Below are 16,859 nucleotides of genomic sequence, written 5' to 3'. Positions count from 1 at the left end.
TTGCGTTCTATGACCGTTGCGCCCAGACCAGCGCTGATCGGAGCGTTCGAACCCTACCGTCGTGGTCGGTGATCTCACGCTGCGGCACATTGTCATCCACCCTGACCAGACTCCAGCTCTCGTCGAGCACCTTCATCACGTCAGCGGTAGAGAAGAACACGGCTTCCGGCATTTGGCCGCCCGCGAAATCTGCATTGGATGGGTGGTGGCCCACGATCAGCAGCGCTCCGCCCGGACGCACTGCCGCAGCGAGCCGTCGGAACAGAACTTCCCGCTGCGCAATGCCGTGCAAATAGTGCGCCGAAACTAGATCGAAGGCACCCTCTGGCGGCACCCAGACACTCAGATCCGTTTGCTCCCAAGTGATTCGACGCGCAACCTCGGCGCCCGTCTGCTCGGCGTGCACGCGCCCACGCTCTAGTGCGCTGGCGATGAAATCAACCGCACTGACCGTCCAGCCGTGGCTAGCCAGCCAGATGGCATCCAATCCTTCACCGCAACCGGCATCGAGTGCTACCCCCGGCGGCAGCTGCTCGGCAGTACCAGTCAACGTCCAATTGGGTACGGCTGGCCGTCCCTTCGCAGTACGGCGAGCGGATTCCCACCGCTGTTCCCAGAATTCCTGGTCCAGCCCCGGTACCTCGATGCCATGTCGCCGAGCGGTGTTGGTAGCGCGTTCATTCCGTCGGCTTTCCGTCTCAGCTGAGGACAATTTCTCGTTTCGCTCGTTCATCCTCAATCCCATTCAGTAGTTAGGTTTTTCGTTGTTGACGAATGATCGCTTTCAGCGGTTCGCTGAGTGCTCACACTCAATCTGTTTCACTGTACGAACGCAGTGCGAGATAGACGGACTACTTGCTAGACACGCAAAACAGGAACACGTGCAGGTGCCCAGCGAGCAACTCCTGGTTGCATTGCGACGGGCGATCGAGCCGGCCCCTACGTGCGGCCGACAACACTCGGCGAGGGGACCGCGCCGCAACGATGCCGAGCAAGCCCCGAGTGCAGGCCAGTCGATCGGTTGAGCCGACGGTCACGCATCGTTGAGACAAGGGATATTCAGCACCGAAGTGCCCTCACCGGTGCGCAGCAGAAAGTCCGCAATGTCACTGGCACTCGCTTCCTCAGGCAGCCACGCGAGCAGGGATGCGAGATGCTCAGTGAGCAAAGCGGTCTCGCGATCAGGGGTCGCGAACTGCGGATAGACAGCGCCAACGTGTGCGCGGCGGCCAACCGGAGGTACAACGACCAGATTCGGCACTTTCGGCGTCATGCCGACACCCTATGAGTGTCGTGCACGTCGTACGGCTACCCTTGCCCATTCGGCAAGGCAGTACCCGCTAGACATGCCGTACACGCGAATCAGCAAGACGTGCTGACAAGCCGACCTGCCTCCTGGATTCTGCCTACAGGCCGGTTTCAAGCTCCGTTGCCCGGCGAAGGGCGTCCGCCAGTTCTGGTCCGCTGGCCCCGACCGCCCTTGCGCGGGCCAGCAGTTCCCGGGCCAGGTCCTGCTCACCTTGGCGGACCGCCACGTCTGCCCGCAGCACCAGCAGCTTCACCAACTGGACCGCGGTCGGCTCTTCGTCGGTCCGATGCAGAGCCCGGTCAAGGACTTTCACCGCCAAACCCAGGTCCTGCTTGGCATCGGCGTACAGCGAGCCCATGTGGATCGCCCGGTCGAACGAGCCCTTCGGCAACGGCCGATGCTGCTGGTCCTCGCTGATCGGTTGAGCAATCTGGATCGTGTTCCCACCCGGATCGATCATCAGGAACTGTCGCACCCCGTAGCTCATGTCCGTCAACGCACCGACCCGCGGAACCCCGTGCACGGGCACTGCCCCGAAGGCATCCTGCAGGCCCTCTGTGAAGAGCGCATAGAGCAGGTCGACGTCATCGGTATCGACTAAGCAGCCATGCGCGGAAGTCATCGGATCGAGTTCCTTGTCTCCGTAGAAGTTCAGCTCGATCCCTCCACGCCTCACACTCAGAAATTGGTATGGCGCCGCCTGTTGGAACGTGATCTCGAACCACAGCGCTGTGTAGAAATCGGCCACCGGCTCGATCGCCGGGGCCATCAGCCTTGGAATCGTCTTCTCCGTCATGCGTCCCGAAGGTAGACAACGACCTCTGTGCACGCCCATGAATGTGAGAACCTCAACTTCCCCTGGTCATAGGCAGCGCAGTGCTATCTACAGGCCGCCGCCACGGCCGACCACGACGTCAACGGTCGATCGACCGACTTGAGCAGGACGGCGAATACCGCAGTCCCCTAACACAATTGGCCGGGCTCAAAAGAACATCACTCGGTGAGCTTTTCCGACGGCACCTACCCCATCGAATAACATGCGCGCGTCGACGAATCGCGGTGGTCGCGGGCGCTGGAACGTATCAGGTGCAAGGACTGCTACACACCCGATCCGGACTTGGAAGCGCTACTAGCTCGGTACTCCTGGCAATCAAATCAAAGGGCGACGGGCTCAACGACATCGGTCACGGAATCGACTTTCAGTTCTTCTACCAACGGCTTGACGTGGGTGACCACGGAACCCGCCGTTTCTCTGCTCGTCGCTGATTTCGTTGGTGACGAGCCGTTTTACTACATCTCTGGCGACGATATCCTCATCGATACCCCGACCACCTCCACGCTGTGCAATGTCGCCGAACAGGTAGACGTCGGAGGCAGCGGACTCGTCACCCGCGCATGTGACCCCACTGAGGCTGTAACTCGCTGACGGGTTCTGACGGGGGCTGTTCGGAAGTTGAGCCCGGATCTGTGGCAAGCGAATGACCCTCAGCAGCCAACTCACGCCGCGCTATCGATCCCCGTTCCATAAGTTCTACTAATCCAGCTGAAGAATCATTAGCTGTACTTGATCACCGCACGTCCATAGCCTCAAACGCATGGCTTCACCCGTCCTCGTCGGATTCCTCACCACCATGGCGTTGATCGCCGCGATCGGCGCGCAGAACGCCTTCGTGTTGCGTCAAGGCATCCGTGGCGAGCACATCGTCGCCGTGATCGCGGTGTGCACCGTCTCCGACCTGATCCTGATCGCCGCGGGCATCGCCGGCGTCGGCGCCCTGATCACCGCGCATCCCGACGCCATGACGGTGGCGAAGTTCGGGGGCGCGGCCTTCCTGATCGGCTACGGCGTCCTCGCCGCACGCCGCGCCTTCCGGCCCTCGACCCTCAACCCGTCCGAGCGCACCCCGGCCCGACTGGCCGAGGTACTGGTCACCTGCCTGGCGCTGACCTGGCTGAACCCCCACGTGTACCTGGACACCGTGGTGCTGCTCGGCTCACTGGCCAACGAACACCGGGAGCAGCGGTGGCTCTTCGGTGCGGGCGCGGTGGCCGCGAGCGCAGTGTGGTTCACCGGCCTGGGCCTGGGTGCGCGACGGCTGGCCGGACTGTTCGCCACCCCGATGACCTGGCGCATCCTCGATGGCGTCATCGCCGTGATGATGATCGCGCTCGGCGTCAGCCTCGCGGTGTCCTGAGCACCGGTCGCCGTCACCTCAGCGCGGTCAGAATTCGTCGGGCGAGTGTCGATCGGATTCTGGGCATGCGACAGAATTACGAGGTGAGTCCCATGTTCCGCCGTGAACCGCCCCCGGCGCCGCATCCCATGGCGGACGCTCCAGCCTGGTTCACCTCCGCGCTGGGACAGGCACCAGAGCACTCCACGATCGACGTCGACGGGTGCCCGATTCATGTGCGCACCTGGGGTAACCCGGACAAGCCCCCGCTCGCGTTCGTCCATGGCGGTGGAGCCCACTCCGGCTGGTGGGATCACATCGCTCCGTTCTTCGCCCGCACCCATCGGGTCATCGCGCCTGATCTGAGCGGGCATGGCGACAGCGGAACGCGCACCGAATACGCGCTGTCGATCTGGGCCCGGGAAGTTCTCGCGGCGGCGGAAGCCTCGGGATCCTCGGCGCGGCCCACCATCGTCGGTCACAGCATGGGCGGCTGGGTGGGCGCCTCGGCCGCCACCCGCTACGGCTCGCAGATCGACAGCATCCTGGTCATCGATTCGCCGCTGCGCGACCGCGCACCGGAGGAAGTGCCACTACGCAACCGTCGCCGGGACACGGCCGGATACCCATCCGAGGAAGACATCCTGGCCCGATTCAGGGCCGTGCCGAAGCAGGACGTGACGCTGCCCTACATCGGTCACCACATCGCCGTGGAATCGATACGCAAGACCGACGACGGGTGGGTGTGGAAGTTCGACCCCGACATCTTCGGCGGCCACCTGCTCGACGAAACGTCCGCCGATGAGGAGATCCTGGAGAAAGCCTTTGCCCGAATCCCTTGCCGGGTTGGGTATTTGCGTTGCGAACGCGGAGTGGTCCCGCCCCCGATGGCCGACCAGATTCGCTCGATGCTGCAACTGCGGGGCCCATTCGTAGAACTCGCCGAGGCCGGTCACCATCCCATGCTGGATCAGCCCCTGCCGCTGGTGGCGACGATCCGGACCCTGCTGGAGTTCTGGTCGATCACCTGAGCAGGTTGCCCCGCCGAGGTGTCTGTCACGTCATCGCGCCCCGGTAGGCTGCCGGAGCGGATACCCATGCGCGATCGGAGGTCCGATACCCGTGCTCGACGCCGACGATGTGCGCAGCATCGCACTCTCTTTCCCTGAGACCACCGAGAAGGAGCGCTGGGGCCATCCGACCTTCGACGTGGCGGGCAAGATGTTCGTCACCGTGCCCGACGACGAGACCTCATTTGCGGTGCGCTGCCCCCGGTTTGACCGCGAGGAACTGATCGCCGCCGAACCGCACAAATTCTGGGTCCCCCAACACGAGGCCGCCTCGTCCTGGGTGCGGGTCCGGTTGGCTGAGCTGGAGGATCGGCGAGAGCTCCGCGATATTCTGCTCGACTCCTGGCGGCAAGCCGCGCCCAGCCAGCTGACCGAGTAGCTACGTGCTGCCGGGCGCACCGGCTCAGACTGGGGCGAACCGACCGGCCCAGGGCATCGCCTGCTCGAGCTGGGCTCCTAGCTTGAGCAGCAGCGCTTCACCGGCAAGCGGCGCGACGAACTGCACACCGAGCGGCAGACCTTCCGCCGTCCAGTGCACGGGTAGCGAGATCGCTGGGCGGCCAGTGATATTCGCCAGTTGCGTGTAGGGCACCCAGCCCAGGTTCTTGTCCACCATGTCGTCGACGATCTTGGTGTAGCGCAACATGCTTGCGGTACGGGTCTTGATCAGCGCATCGGCGGCACGCTGCAGCACCACCGGCAGATCGAACTCGCCGATCCGCGGAGGCAGGGTGGCCAAGCTGGGCGTCAACAGCAGGTCGTAGGACTCGAAGAACGTGCTCAGCCGCCGCGTGTGTTCGTGGCGCCGCTGCACCGCATCCAGATAGTCGACACTGCTCGCGGAGCGACCGAGCGCCGCCATGATGAGCGTGTCACGTTCGAAAGAGGCGTCACCCGCGCCGGTCAGCCGCTTGGCCTCGGCGACCTCCCATGCGCTGTAGACGAACCAGGTCAGCAGGAAGTCGCGAGCAAGCGCGGCGTCGTCGAAGGGCGCTTGAGGCAGTTCCTCGACATGGTGGCCGAGTTCGGTCAGCACGGCAGCCGTTGCCTCGACGGCCGCGTACGCCTCGGGGTGTGGTGCCGGGTTGATCGCCGTCGGCACCCGCAGCCCGATCCGCAGTTTTCCGGGATCCGCCCCCACACACGACGCGAACGGCTCAGCGGGCAGGCCCGGCACGTACGGCCCCCATGGTTCGCCGCCGCTGAGGACGTCGAGCATCGCCGCGGTGTCGCGAACCGTCCGGGAGACGACGCCTTGAACGGCCGCGCCGTGCATGGATTCCCCGGTCGCCGGACCCGACGGCGTCAGCCCACGGCCCGGCTTCAGCCCGACAAGTCCGCAACTGGCCGCCGGAATGCGTATCGATCCGCCGCCGTCATTGGCGCCGGCGCAGGGCACGATGCCCGCTGCAACGGCGGCCGCAGATCCTCCCGAACTGCCGCCCGGCGACCTTGCCAGATCCCACGGGTTCCGGGCCGGCCCCCAGACCTCAGGCTCGGTGATTCCCTTCGCCCCGAACTCGGGGGTGTTGGTTTTCCCGAAGATGACCAGGCCGGCGTCGATCCAGCGCTGTACGACCGTGGCGTGCTCGGTGACGTTCAGCGACATGAGCGCACGTGAACCAGCCGAGGTGGGCAAACCGGCGTAGTCCTGCGCCAGATCCTTGATCAGGAACGGGACCCCGGCGAACGGACCGGTCAGATCGTCCGACGGCGAAGCCGGAACGTCGCGCACGATGGCGTTGATCTTCGGGTTTACCGCCGCTGCCCGTCCCCGGGCCGCGGCGAGCAGCTCCGCCGCCGAAACCCGCTTGTCAGCAACCAGTTTCGCCAAGGATGTGGCGTCGTGCGCACGGTACTCGTCGAAGTCCATCCCACGAACGTAGACCCCGTTGACGTTGCGCGGTGCTCTACCGCCGGCGAGGAACATCGGACCCGCCGTGAGGGGTCGACGCTGCCGAAGAATCCGACTTGGGCAAGCTGGGTACCAAACCGACCCGAGGAGGAGCATCCGTGGACTTCACGACGATCCGGCACGAGCTCGACGACGGGATCCTCACCGTCGTCCTCGATCGCCCGGAGAACCTCAATGCCTTCACCGTCGAGATGGCCGACGAGTTGGAGCGCACCTTCGTGTCGGTCAACGACGACGACGCGGTACGTGCCGTCATCGTGACCGGCGAGGGCCGGGCGTTCTGCGCCGGCATGGACCTGTCGAGCGAGGGCAATGTGTTCGGCCTCGACGAGACGAAGTCACCCAGCCTGGCCGACATGGCCGACCTCGACGACCCCGAGCTTCGGCGGGTCAGGGATACCGGCGGCCGGGTGACCCTGGCGATCTACGCCTGCCGCAAGCCGGTGATCGCCGCCATCAACGGGGCCGCCGTCGGGATCGGCGCGACGATGACGCTGGCCATGGACGCCCGGCTCATGTCCACGAAGGCCCGCTTCGGGCTGGTCTTCGGAAAGCTCGGCATCACACCGGAAGCGTGTTCGACCTGGTTCCTGCCCCGGATCGTCGGCATGCCAACAGCTTTGGACCTGGTGTACCGCTCCGACATTCTCACCGCAGACGCGGCCCGCGAGATCGGGCTGGCGCAGGCCGTCCACGAACCGGACGCATTGATTGCCGAGGCCCGAGCGCTGGCCGACGTGTGGACGCGCGACCGCTCACCGGTCTCGGTCGCCCTCATGCGGCAGATGCTCTACCGGAATTCCGCCGAACCGCACCCGGTCGACGCACACCGGGTGGATTCATTGGCGATGTTCTACACCAGCATCGGTGACGGCCACGACGGCGTGCGTGCCTTCCTCGACAAGCGGCCACCGCAGTTCTCCGGGCGGGCTTCCGATATGCCGCCGTTCTATGAGGAGTGGACCGCCGGCGGGGAAGCCCGCGACTGATCCCCCTCCTAAAGAGGTGCGATTGAAGCGTTGCTGGCGGATTTAGACTCTTGTCCATGGGTGGGGCGTTGCGTGTCAATCCAGACTCGCTGCGCAATGTCGCGCGCGCTCAGGCTGACGTGGGTGAGTTTGTCTCAGGTCTGGCCGCCGGCCAGTCGCTGCATAGTGCGAGCACCGGAGTGTCTGGTCTGCTCAGTGAAGGCGCGTGTCAGTTCGCCAGCTCCCTGGTGGATACCGCGCTGAACGCAGTCCGCGAAGACCTGACCAAGCACTCCGACAACCTGTCAACAGCGGCCGATCGCTACCACCGCATGGACGAGGAGTTCGGGCGTCGCTTACGCAGGTTCGCCCAGTGAACCCCCGCTCAGCGCCACGACCAGCCGCATCCGCGCTGAGGCTCACGTCGTGACGGTGACAATTCCGCAGGTTCAGGGATCGCACCCCGAGACGCTGACCGCATCCGCTACCGAACTTGGCCAGAAGGCAACGGGTTTGGCCGCCCAGATCGATAGTCACCGCGCCAACATCGACGGGTTACGGTCAGGTTGGCAGGGCACTGCCTCTGATGCGGCGATCGCGAAAGCGCAACCGACTTTGGCGCGCATACAACAGATTCACGACGCTCTGAACCGGGCTCAATCCGTCATGCAAGAGGGCGGCACCGCCCTGACTCAGACCCGCACGAGTCTGCTCGGGGCGGTCGACCAGTTGACGGCTCAGGGCTGGCAGGTCGCACCCGACGGCACGGTGTCGGTACGTCCCGGAAGCATGCTGGATGCGTACGCGAAGATGAGTCCGGCCATCGCCACGAAGCTTGAGCAGCTGGCCGCCACGCACTCGGTGGGCCTCAAGACACAGTTGGCGAACTTCGACACCGCCGACCGACAGCTCAACCAGAGCCTTCGCACCGCTGTCGGTGGGCTGAATTCCGCACCGCAGAACTTCGGGCCCGGCGGTCTCCCACAAGCGCCGCCATATGACACCGGCGCCGAGATCCCGGTCGGCAAGAGTACCGAGGAGGTCAACAAATGGTGGGACTCGCTGTCTCCAGAGAAGCGGCGGCAACTGCTCGATGATTGGCCGGAGAAGTTGGGCAACCTCAACGGCGTTCCGATCCAAGACCGCAGCACGGCGAACCTGTCGATCCTGATGCAGGATCTCAATCGTCCCGCCGAGGTGGCCAGAGCACGTGGCGTGACGAAAGAGGAAGTGCTGGCTCACCCCGAAAAATACGGCATGGCTGGGCAGATGATGACCCGCTACAACAACGCCGTCGAAGTCGCCGAGGCCTTGAAGGTGGACGCAGACAACGCCGTGGACGCTAAAGGTCGCACTCCTGAAGTCCTGCTGATGAAGTACGACCCCGAGGCATTCGACGGTGAAGGATCTGCTGCGATCGCGATCGGCAATCCCGATAAGGCCGCGAACACCACCGTGATGGTGTCGGGGCTGACCACCTCGGTGGCCGGCGGAACGCTGTCCGACGGGAACGGGGCGAACGTCTACAACGAGGCGAACAAAGCGGATACGCACAACTCGACAGCCGTCGTGCAGTGGATGGGCTACAACGCCCCGGACCTGGACGCGGACCTGGACACCAACATGGTGGGGGTCAGCGAACCGTTCATGGCCCGCGCGGGGGCGGAGCTTCTGGCCCCCGACGTCAACGCACTCGCCGTGACACACGAAGGAAACCCCGCGCACACCACCGTCATCGGTCACTCCTATGGCTCAACGACGGTCGCCGACGCCGCGGCAGGTTACGGAATGCGCGCCGACGACATCGTCCTCGTCGGCTGCCCCGGCACAGACCTAGCCCAGTCGGCAGCCGACTTCCACCTGCCGCCCGACGGCCACCTCTTTGTCGGCGCGGCATCGACCGACTTCGTCACAGGAATGGGTAGCGAACACGTCAACATCCCCGGAGTCGGCCTCGGCAACGACCCCGCCATGGACGGGTACGGCTCCACCCGATTCCACGCCGAGGTAGCCGGTATCAACCTCGACCCGCTCGACATCCTTGATGAGCACACCTCGTACTTCAACAAGGGATCGGAGTCTCTGTACAGCATCGCCGACATCGTGTCCGGACACGGGAACGACCTCCAACAGCACGGGATGACCGCTCCCCACCGGGGGCAGATACCCGTGTGGCCGTCCCCCCTGCCGTTCCCCCTACCGGGATCACAACCATCGGTGGGGTTCGATCCGGAGCTGGTGCACAAATCCAACAACGACCACTATCACTGAGGTAGTGAGCCGTGGAGACCGAGAGAAGCAGGGCAACGACCATTGACACGCGTATGGATTCGAATCGCCGGAACGCTAGCGGGGCTGCTGTGCCTGGTGGGATGCTCTGGCACCGTGCTTAATCCGATATCCCCCGAGGAGGCGCGCCGCCAGGTCATCGATGTGTCTGGTCAGGTCATTGCCGATCTCGGCGCCGAAGTGGCTGACGCGAAGTTCGGCTACGACTCGTGCAACGACTACGGCAAACCACCGTTCCAAGGCCACAGCAGGCTCAAGTTGTGGATGCCCGGAGCCGACCGGTCGCGTGAGGTTTCATCGGACTCGGTGCTGAATAGATTGCGACAATACGGTTGGCAGATCGATCCCGACTTTCATTCCCACGCCACCACATTCAAGCGCAACGGGGTCGATGTGAGTGTGTGGGTGATACCGCCGCCCGAGCCGGACCAGCCACCCGTTGCTCACGTGATGATCGATGTCTCGGGCGAGTGCCGCGACAACTTCGACCACCGAACCAACCAGACGAACTCATTGTCCGAGGACATCAAGGGAGAACTCGCCTCGGGATGATGTGCCGGGTTCAATCCTCAGGCGGCGCGAATCCCACTGTCGTGTAGGCCTCGTCCGGGATGGCAGCACGGTCTTTGTATATCGACCAGGTGCAGACGGGACTCCCCTGCCCCTGGATCGGCGGGCTGATCACCCGCAGCGGAAAGCCCAGTCGCTCGATGGGGGCACGTTGCTGCAGCTGGCAGCAGTGTGCGCAGTACAGACACACGCCGACGGTGTTCCACGCCCAATCGTGCTGTCGGGTGGTCACCGCGAACTGCGCTGCACCGGAATCGGTTTCGTAGGTGCGCCCGCCCGATCCACATGGGGCGAAGGTGATGACCCAGCGGTCGTGCTCCTCGATGATCGAGAACGAGCCGTCGCGGTCTGGACCGGTGAGATGGCCGCGGGTCGCCTCGAAGATGTCGAGTAGCAGACGCTCTGTTGACTGCTCCCACACCATGGCATCCGGATGGTAGATCCGCGCGGACCGCTCGTACATCTCCGACAGCAAGCTGTTCCAGAGGTCGCCGATAAACGCCTCACCGAGTGCGTTTGACGCGAGATCGAACAGTCCGCAGATGGCATCGCAGGCCGCATCGTGATGTTCCTGCCAGACACCGCGAGCGCGGGCCAGCAGGTCCCGCGCCGCGTCGGATTCGCGCCGCTGACAGGCTTGGGCGAACGCGTCGATCAGGCTGACGTAGCTGCGCCAGCCGTCGTCGAGTTCCCCCCGGCCGGACGCGGGGTGAACTGCCGCGGGCGCAACACCATGAGAAACCAAGACACGCGGGATCTCGGTCAGCCATACACCGAACAGGTCGTAGGCCTCCTGCGCCTCCTGGATGGTGATGCGCCCGTACTCCTCGGCCGCGGTGAAATCGGCCGAGGACAGCGCCTCCTGTGCCCGTGTATAGCTGGACCGCCCTTGTTCCAGTCGACCGTCGGCTCTGACCAGGTGGCCTAGCAGTTCGCTGTGGACGACTGCGCGGCTCATGTGCGCTCGAAGTAGCGATGCCGTTCCCAGTCGGTCACTGTCTGGGTGAGGAAGGCGTTCAGTTCACCGCGACCGACAGTCAACAGGTGACCGTGTACCTCGGCCCCGAGCGAAGACTTGGCGGTGTCACTGCTCGCGAACAGATCTATCGCCTCGGGTAGCGATGTCGGTAGCTGAGGCAGGTCGGTACGTGCATAGCCGTCGCCATCGATGAGTTCGGGCAAAGGCAGCCGACGCTCGATTCCGTCGACGCCAACAGCGACAGCGGCAGCGATAGCCACGTAAGGGTTGACGTCCGCCCCCGGAATTCGGTTCTCCACGCGGCGATGCGGACCCTGGCCAACCAATCGGAATGACAGCGTGCGGTTGTCGTTGCCGCAGGCGACAGTGGTCGGAGCGAACGAATTGGGCTGGAAACGCCTGTATGAATTCAGATTTGGCGCGTACAACAGACACATCTCTCGCGCAGCCCCAACCAACCCGGCAAGGAAGCCTTCGAATAGCTCGTTGTCGCCCAGAGGGGTTGAGCCGTCAGCGGACCACAGACTGGTGTGGATATGGCATGAACTCCCCATTCCCGCCGCGTCCCATTTGGCCATGAACGTGGCGGACTTGCCCATCCGCGTCGCGATCGCCTTGACACCGAACTTGTAGATGAAGTGGCGGTCGGCCATCTCTAGCGCGTCAGTGTGGGTCAGGTTGATCTCCTGCTGCCCCAGCCCGTACTCGCAGGACAATGCCTCGATGGGAACGCCGGCCTGCTCCATCTGTTCAACCACGGCGTCGATGAACACTTCGTTGGAGATCGCTACCAGGGGATCGTATGCACCCTGGTATCGCGACGCCGGGGACAGCTCCTGGTAGCGGGACCGCCATCCGTCCTCATAGCTCTGCTCGAAGAGGTGGAACTCGAGTTCGGAGGCACACTGGACCGTGGCTCCGTGCTCAGCCAATCGGGCCAGCTGACGCTTGAGGACCTGCCGGGGCGCAATCTCGAGCAGCGCGCCATCGGCGAGCACAGGATCGCAGATCACGAACGCGGTGTCGGTCATCCACGGCAAGACCCGTAGCGTGCTCAGGTCGGGTTTCAGATAGCAGTCCGGGCCGCCGTTGCTGAGTCCACCAACATGTTCCAGGTCGGGGTTGAGGTCTTGCTCGATGTCAAGCTGCCAGACCATCAACGGGATGCGAAATGCCGTGTAGTCGTCAATATGCTCGAGGAAACGGCGCGCGGGAAGGTGTTCACCCAGCGGCCGCCCGATATTGTCAGCGGCCGCCAGGAAGACCTTGGTAATTCGGCCCGCGTCCACGGCCTCTCGCAGCGCTTGCAACGACCAGATGCCGTGAGGTTGCGAAACACCGTTGACACTGAGGCCCTCGGGGGTGAGCGAATGGTTGGTGTGAACTGTCATGTTGATCTCCAAACTAAACAGCTATTGGTCCATTTTATATTGCTTTTACGGGATCGGGTCAAGATTGCCTTTTCCGAGAACAGGAACGCAGCAGCCTGATGCATCCCGGTTTCCATCACGACCGCGAAAGTGCAATCCTGCGTAACAATTTGGCCGCCAGGATGTATGTGCTCGGGCTCGCCGGCCACTGCGAGATGACCTTGCCCGTGCGGTTGGCACCGGCCCGGAAGTAGCTTTCGGTGACGGCCCAGACCGTCTTCGCCAGGCGGTTCTGCGCCCAGTCGTTGTAGATGTAGAAGGCCGACCGGCGGACCTCGATGCGCCGCTTACCTTCGCGGGCCGCTTCGGCGATCGCGGCTGCAGCGAAGTTGGCCTGCGCCTCATAGAACGCCACGAGCGGAACGACGTTGGTGTTGGGTCCGAACATGATGAAGAAGTTCGGGAAACCGGGCACCATCATGCCGAGGAAGGCCTCGGCGCCGTCGGTCCAGGTGTCATGCAGGTCGGCGCCGTTCTCGCCGGACACCTGGTAGGTACTCAGGTACTTGTGCGCCTGGAACCCGGTGGCCAGCACGATCATGTCGAGTTGGTGCTCCTCGCCATTGGCGTCGACGGCACCGCCGGCCGACAGTCCCTTCACCGCATGGGGCACCAGCCTGACCGTCGGGCTCTTCAGCGCCTGGTAGTAGGTGTCGCTGATCACCGTTCGGCGGCCCTCCATGGGGAAGTCCGGTGTCAGCACGTCCAGCAGATCCGGCCGATCGGCCATCTCGTGGTGCAGGTAGGCCAGGGCAGCCGTGCGGCGCTTTCTGTTGAGATGGCGGTCTTCCCGGGCGTGGCGGGCAAGGTGCTGACGCAGGTCGTAGCGCAGCCACAGCCGCAGCCGCCGATACGCGTAGACCGGTGCGAGTTTGTTGAGTCGACGCTCGAACGGAGTGAAATCCCGGGCTTCTTTGGGCAGCATCCAGTTCGGCTCGATCTGGAACACCGTCACCGCCGAGGCCACCTTCTCGGCCTCGGTGACAACCTGAACCGCTGACGAGCCGGTGCCGAGGATCCCGACCGACTTGCCGGCCATGTCCAAACCGTCCCGCCACTCCGAGGTGTGGCAGATCGGACCGCCGAAGTCGTGCTCCTCCCGGACGAATGGCGGCTTCGCCGGGGTATTGAGGAACCCCACCGCGCTGATGACATGGTCGAACCGCCCGTGATCAACCTGCGACGCCGTCGACACGGTGTAGTCCTGCCGTTCGTCCGACCACCGTACGTGCTGGACCTCCTCGCTGAACCGCATGTGCGGGACGAGATTCCACTTGTTGGCCACATAGTGCAGGTAGCCGAGCAACTCGCTCCAACCGGCGTGGGTACGGGTCCAGTCGTAGCGTTCGAACGAGAACGAGTAAATGTGGGATTCGAGGTCCACCTCGGCCCCGGGATAGGTGTTGTGTCGCCAAGTCCCGCCGAGGCCGGGGGACCGTTCGAAGATCACGAAGTCGTCGATGCCACGCTTCTTGAGCGCGACTGCCGCCGCGATCCCGCTGAAACCGGCACCGATGACTGCCACTCGGGGACGGAAAGTTCGGTCCGCATTCATGCAGATCACCTGCCTTCGATTGTTGTTGTCGGCTACCGGATTCCGGATCGCCTGGTTATTGGGGGCTTGTTCTCGGTCCTTCAACGGCGCTGCCCAGGATGGGTTGAGGCCCTGTCCGGGCTATCTGAGCTGGGCGGACCATCCGCCATCGACGACGAGTTCGGTTGCGGTGACGAATGCCGCGTCATCCGACAGCAGGAATGCCGTGGCATTCGCCACGTCGTCCGGCATTCCCAAACGGCCCAGAGGCGTTCGTCGTTCCATGTCTGTGCGGCGTTCCGGTGAGCGTTCGTAGATCGGGGAGATCATCGGTGTGAGAATCGCCCCGGGGCATACGGCATTGCACCGAATTCCCTCGGGTGCGAGCCGGACCGCCATCGCGCGCGACAGCGACACCACGGCGGCTTTGCTCGCCTGATAGGCGTCCAGCGGCGAGTCCATGGTGCGCAGGCCGGCCAGGCTGGCGATGTTGACGATGCTCTTGCCTCGTCCCTTGCGCAGGTGCGGCAACGCGGCGACAGTGAGACGGCGCAACGCGTGCAGGTTGACTCCCATGGTCAACTGCCAGGCCTCATCGTCGTTGATGTCGAATATCGATCCGTCGCGGTCGAAGAATGCCAAGCCCGCGGCATTCACCAGATAGTCCAGGCCGGTTTCGCCGATGGTGGTGAAGAGCGGATCGTACGCCGAGCCGGTGGCGAGCAAATCCATGGAAACGTAGGTGACCTCGGAGTCAAGCTCGGGAGCCGCCAGCGGGGCGACATCGGTCGCCACGACTCGGGCGCCGTCGGCCCGCAGCCTGGCCACGATCGCGCTGCCGATGCCGCCGTTCGCTCCGGTGACGAGCGCTGTGCGCCTCATGCCGGCGCACCGATGCTCGGTCGCAGAGCTCGGGCCAGGCGCTCACCAGCGAGCTGCATGGCGTCGGTCGCGAGCGGGAAAATCTCGTCGAGCCCGAAGAATCCGTGGATCATGCCGGCGTACTCACGGTTGACCGTCGGCACGCCTGCGGTAGCCAAGGCCTCCGCCAGCAGTAATCCTTGCGGCTTGATCGGATCGCACTCGGCGAGGATGACGGTGGCCTCGGGCAGGCCCGACAGATCCGCATTGAGCAGCGTCATCCGTGGGTCCGAGTGGTCCTCAGGAGAGGTTAGGTAATTGCTTTGGTGCCATAGACATTCGTCGCGTTCGAGCATCACGCCTTGGTATTGATCGTCAAACCCGATCGTGAGATCTGTCGTCGATGCCGGGTACACCAGCAGCTGATGGCGCAGGGCGGGGATCAGCTCGGTGTCCCTGGCGTGGATCGCGACCGCGCAGGCCAGGTTTCCGCCGGCGCTGTCCCCGGCGACCGCGAGCCGCCGAGTGTCGACCCCCAGGTCCGCGACGGTAGGTGCGCCAACGGCCCACAGCAGTGCGTCAACCGCGTCGTCGACGGCGACCGGGAATCGGTGTTCGGGTCCGCGCCGATACTCCACCGACAGCACAGCCGAGCCGGCAGCGTTGGCCAGCAGTCTGGTCGTGACGTCGTGGGAGTAAATGCTGCCCATCAGCCATCCGCCGCCGTGGTAGTACACGGTCAGCGGGAGATCGCCCCCGGAATCGGGGAGATACATCCGGCCACGGATCTGGTCACCGTCGCGCGTCGGGATCGTCACATCGACGACACGCGCGATGGCGGGCTTGCTCAGCCCGGCGAATGCCGCTTCGAAGTTCTCGCGGGCGATGGCAACAGGCAACAGGTGTGCATTGGGACGGCCCGAGGCGCGGGCGTCATCGAGCATTTTCTGTGCTACCGGATCGATGGGCATGGGATTGGTGCTTCCTTTCTGTTCTGGTGTCGGCACGGCTCAAGTCAGTGCCAGTCCCCCATCGACACACAGCTCGGTGCCGGTGATGTAGGAGGCCTGGTCGCTGAGGAGAAAGCCGACGGCGGAGGCGATTTCAGCGGGCTGAGCCCACCTTCCGGCCACCGTTCGTGTCGACAACTGGGGTGGGAGCGTCGAGGTGTCCCCGTGCTCTGCGGCCATCGGGGTGGCCACGAATCCCGGGGCGATGCTGTTGACCCGGATATGTGGGCCCAGCGCTCTGGCTGCGGTGCGGGTCAACATCGCAAGCGCGGCCTTCGACGCCGCGTAATGCGGATTGGGGTCTGGATTGGTCAGCGCGATGACCCGGCTGGCCTCCATTGAGGTGATATTGACGATGGCGGCCGGGTCCCCGGCTGCCAGCAGCTGCGTGCTCGCATCGATCACGTTGTAGGCACCAACCAGGTTGACGTCCAGAACCGACCGCCACTGATCGGCGTCGACGCCACGAAACCCGGTGTGCGCCGGGATACCGGCGCAGTTGACCAGATAGTTCAGCCGCCCCTCCGGAAAGGCTCGCCACAGCGCCGCTCGCACCGCTGCGGCGTCGCGCACGTCGACCGCTTCCCTCACCACAAGCGTGTCTGCGGACGCCGGCTGCGGCTCCCGCAGATCCATTGCCAGCGTTCGGATTCCGGCGCGCGCGAGCAGGTCGACCGTGGCGGCACCGATGCCTGATGCGGCGCCGGTGACCACCGCGTTGGCGCCGCTGTAGGTCAACGTCGTCGATCG

At 64.3% G+C, this 16,859-nt stretch carries 17 protein-coding genes; 7 read left to right on the top strand and 10 right to left on the bottom strand.

Translation table 11 applies throughout. The annotated features are described in order from the left end of the window. Positions 1-7: 7 nt before the first annotated feature. The 3 genes from EYZ64_RS02270 to EYZ64_RS02260 form a co-directional block, all read right to left on the bottom strand. On the bottom strand, positions 8-733 hold the full coding sequence (locus EYZ64_RS02270) for a class I SAM-dependent methyltransferase (RefSeq protein ID WP_135451680.1): 726 nt from the start codon (positions 731-733) through the stop codon (positions 8-10). 300 nt (positions 734-1,033) lie between these two features. Beyond that, entirely contained in the window at positions 1,034-1,273 is a 240-nt protein-coding gene (locus EYZ64_RS02265) for a hypothetical protein (RefSeq protein WP_135451679.1), read from the bottom strand. Between the two features lie 133 nt (positions 1,274-1,406). Then, positions 1,407-2,105: a DUF8817 family protein gene (locus EYZ64_RS02260; RefSeq protein ID WP_286174572.1), complete on the bottom strand. Its 699-nt coding sequence runs from the start codon at positions 2,103-2,105 to the stop codon at positions 1,407-1,409. Positions 2,106-2,904: 799 nt separating this feature from the next. Here EYZ64_RS02260 and lysE point away from each other — a divergent pair. The 3 genes from lysE to EYZ64_RS02245 all read left to right on the top strand — a co-directional run bounded on the left by lysE (position 2,905) and on the right by EYZ64_RS02245 (position 4,932). After that, positions 2,905-3,504 (top strand): L-lysine exporter, encoded by a 600-nt coding sequence (lysE, locus tag EYZ64_RS02255; protein ID WP_135451678.1) that lies wholly within the window; start codon positions 2,905-2,907, stop codon positions 3,502-3,504. A gap of 56 nt (positions 3,505-3,560) precedes the next feature. Beyond that, positions 3,561-4,514, top strand: coding sequence for an alpha/beta fold hydrolase (locus EYZ64_RS02250; protein WP_463741047.1), 954 nt, complete (start codon positions 3,561-3,563; stop codon positions 4,512-4,514). Between the two features lie 91 nt (positions 4,515-4,605). After that, on the top strand, positions 4,606-4,932 hold the full coding sequence (locus EYZ64_RS02245; RefSeq protein ID WP_135451676.1) for an MmcQ/YjbR family DNA-binding protein: 327 nt from the start codon (positions 4,606-4,608) through the stop codon (positions 4,930-4,932). Between the two features lie 24 nt (positions 4,933-4,956). Here EYZ64_RS02245 and EYZ64_RS02240 read toward each other — a convergent pair whose 3' ends face one another. Further along, positions 4,957-6,426: an amidase gene (locus tag EYZ64_RS02240; protein ID WP_135451675.1), complete on the bottom strand. Its 1,470-nt coding sequence runs from the start codon at positions 6,424-6,426 to the stop codon at positions 4,957-4,959. Positions 6,427-6,566: 140 nt separating this feature from the next. Here EYZ64_RS02240 and EYZ64_RS02235 point away from each other — a divergent pair, with 140 nt between their 5' ends. The 4 genes from EYZ64_RS02235 to EYZ64_RS02220 all read left to right on the top strand — a co-directional run bounded on the left by EYZ64_RS02235 (position 6,567) and on the right by EYZ64_RS02220 (position 10,277). Next, positions 6,567-7,457 (top strand): crotonase/enoyl-CoA hydratase family protein, encoded by an 891-nt coding sequence (locus EYZ64_RS02235; RefSeq protein ID WP_135451674.1) that lies wholly within the window; start codon positions 6,567-6,569, stop codon positions 7,455-7,457. Between the two features lie 56 nt (positions 7,458-7,513). Then, the gene (locus EYZ64_RS02230; protein ID WP_135451673.1) at positions 7,514-7,813 is read left to right on the top strand and encodes a DUF6317 family protein; all 300 of its coding nucleotides are present in this window, start codon (positions 7,514-7,516) and stop codon (positions 7,811-7,813) included. 49 nt (positions 7,814-7,862) lie between these two features. Next, a complete protein-coding gene (locus EYZ64_RS02225; RefSeq protein WP_286174571.1) occupies positions 7,863-9,707 on the top strand; it encodes an alpha/beta hydrolase in 1,845 nt (614 codons plus the stop codon). A gap of 114 nt (positions 9,708-9,821) precedes the next feature. Further along, a complete protein-coding gene (locus tag EYZ64_RS02220; RefSeq protein WP_135451672.1) occupies positions 9,822-10,277 on the top strand; it encodes a lipoprotein LppJ family protein in 456 nt (151 codons plus the stop codon). Positions 10,278-10,287: 10 nt separating this feature from the next. Here EYZ64_RS02220 and EYZ64_RS02215 read toward each other — a convergent pair whose 3' ends face one another. From EYZ64_RS02215 to EYZ64_RS02190, 6 genes are all read right to left on the bottom strand, one after another. After that, entirely contained in the window at positions 10,288-11,253 is a 966-nt protein-coding gene (locus EYZ64_RS02215; protein WP_135451671.1) for a hypothetical protein, read from the bottom strand. Continuing rightward, complete coding sequence (locus EYZ64_RS02210; protein WP_135451670.1) at positions 11,250-12,665, bottom strand: glutamine synthetase family protein; 1,416 nt, start codon at positions 12,663-12,665, stop codon at positions 11,250-11,252. The genes EYZ64_RS02215 and EYZ64_RS02210 overlap by 4 nt, the downstream gene beginning before the upstream one ends. Before the next feature lie 115 nt (positions 12,666-12,780). After that, entirely contained in the window at positions 12,781-14,229 is a 1,449-nt protein-coding gene (locus EYZ64_RS02205; protein WP_286174570.1) for a flavin-containing monooxygenase, read from the bottom strand. Between the two features lie 150 nt (positions 14,230-14,379). Next, the gene (locus EYZ64_RS02200; RefSeq protein WP_135451668.1) at positions 14,380-15,120 is read right to left on the bottom strand and encodes an SDR family NAD(P)-dependent oxidoreductase; all 741 of its coding nucleotides are present in this window, start codon (positions 15,118-15,120) and stop codon (positions 14,380-14,382) included. Further along, positions 15,117-16,070, bottom strand: coding sequence for an alpha/beta hydrolase (locus EYZ64_RS02195; protein ID WP_135451667.1), 954 nt, complete (start codon positions 16,068-16,070; stop codon positions 15,117-15,119). Before EYZ64_RS02195 ends, EYZ64_RS02200 begins: the two co-directional genes overlap by 4 nt. A gap of 39 nt (positions 16,071-16,109) precedes the next feature. Beyond that, positions 16,110-16,859, bottom strand: a 750-nt coding sequence (locus EYZ64_RS02190; protein ID WP_502702924.1) for an SDR family NAD(P)-dependent oxidoreductase, incomplete at its 5' end; no start/stop codon positions are given.

This window comes from Mycobacterium sp. DL99 (assembly GCF_004762045.1).
In the GTDB taxonomy this organism is placed as follows: domain Bacteria; phylum Actinomycetota; class Actinomycetes; order Mycobacteriales; family Mycobacteriaceae; genus Mycobacterium.
Note: the sequence above shows the minus strand (reverse complement) of the source record. Positions and strands in the feature narration are given on the sequence as shown.